This is a genomic window from Streptomyces sp. WELS2, assembly GCF_013870595.1.
Taxonomy (GTDB): Bacteria; Actinomycetota; Actinomycetes; order Streptomycetales; family Streptomycetaceae; genus Streptomyces.
Genome location: NZ_JACBWZ010001172.1, coordinates 1 through 1550 on the forward strand (window position 1 = coordinate 1; position 1550 = coordinate 1550).

Sequence of the window (1550 nt, forward strand, 5' to 3'; positions counted from 1 at the left end):
GCCGCCGTCGACCCCGGCCGGGCCTTCACCGACCTCGGCTTCGACTCGCTCGCCGCCGTCGAACTGCGCAACCGGCTGAACACCGCCACCGGGCTGCGGCTGCCCGCCACCCTGGTCTTCGACCACCCCACCTCCCGCGCCCTGGCCGGTCACCTCCACGACCGCCTCTTCGGCACCGGCCCCGAGGAGACCACCGCCGCTCACGCCCGTACCGCCCCGGAGGACGACCCGGTCGTCATCGTCGGCATGAGCTGCCGCTACCCCGGCGGGGTCCGCTCCCCGGAGGACCTGTGGCGGCTCGTCGCCGACGGCGTCGACGCGGTCGGCGGCTTCCCCACGGACCGCGGCTGGGACACCGACGCGCTCTACGACCCCGAGCCGGGCACCCCCGGCCGCACCTACACCCGCGAGGGCGCCTTCCTGTACGACGCGGCCGAGTTCGACGCGGCCTTCTTCGGCATCGGCCCGCGCGAGGCCACCGCCATGGACCCCCAGCAGCGGCTCCTGCTGGAGGTGTCCTGGGAGGCCCTGGAACGCTCCGCCATCGACCCGCACCGGCTGCGCGGCTCCGGCACCGGCGTGTTCGCGGGCGTCATGTACCACGACTACGGCACGCGGCTCGCCGAGGTCCCCGAGGACCTCGCCGCCTACCTGGGCAACGGCAGCCTCGGCAGCGTCGTCTCCGGCCGGGTCGCCTACGCCCTCGGCCTGGAGGGACCGGCCGTCACCGTCGACACCGCCTGCTCCTCGTCCCTGGTCACCCTGCACCTGGCCGCCCAGGCGCTGCGCCAGGGCGAATGCGACCTCGCCCTGGTCGGCGGCGTCACCGTCATGTCGACACCGGACACCTTCGTGGACTTCGCCCGGCAGCGCGGACTGGCCGCCGACGGCCGCTGCAAGTCCTTCGCCGACGGCGCCGACGGCACCGGCTGGGGCGAGGGCGCCGGAGTGCTCGTCGTGGAGCGCCTCTCCGACGCCCGCCGCCACGGGCACCGGGTCCTCGCCGTGGTGCGCGGCTCCGCCGTCAACTCCGACGGCGCGTCCAACGGCCTGACCGCCCCCAACGGCCCCTCCCAGCAACGCGTCATCCGTGCCGCGCTCAGCGCCGCCGGGCTCACCCCGGCCGACGTGGACGCCGTGGAGGCCCACGGCACGGGGACCACCCTCGGCGACCCGATCGAGGCCCAGGCCCTGCTCGCCACCTACGGCCAGGACCGCGACGAGCCGCTGTGGCTGGGGTCCGTGAAGTCGAACATGGGCCACACGCAGGCCGCGGCCGGGGTCGCCGGTGTCATCAAGATGGTGATGGCGATGCGGCACGGCGTCCTGCCCGGGACCCTGCACGTGGACAAGCCCTCCACCCAGGTCGACTGGAGCGCGGGCGCCGTGGAACTGCTCACCGAGCCGCGCCCGTGGCCCGAGACCGGCCGGGCCCGCCGGGCCGGGGTGTCCTCCTTCGGGATCAGCGGCACCAACGCCCATGTGATCCTCGAGGAGTCCACCGAGCCCGAGCCCGCCGAGCCGGACCCCGCCACCGCCCCGCCGGTGCT

1 protein-coding gene is annotated in these 1550 nt (G+C 75.5%); it reads left to right on the plus strand.

Translation table 11 applies throughout. The features are described 5' to 3' along the window. Positions 1-1550, plus strand: a 1550-nt coding sequence (locus H5J33_RS34740) for a beta-ketoacyl synthase N-terminal-like domain-containing protein (RefSeq protein WP_181798637.1), incomplete at both ends; no start/stop codon positions are given.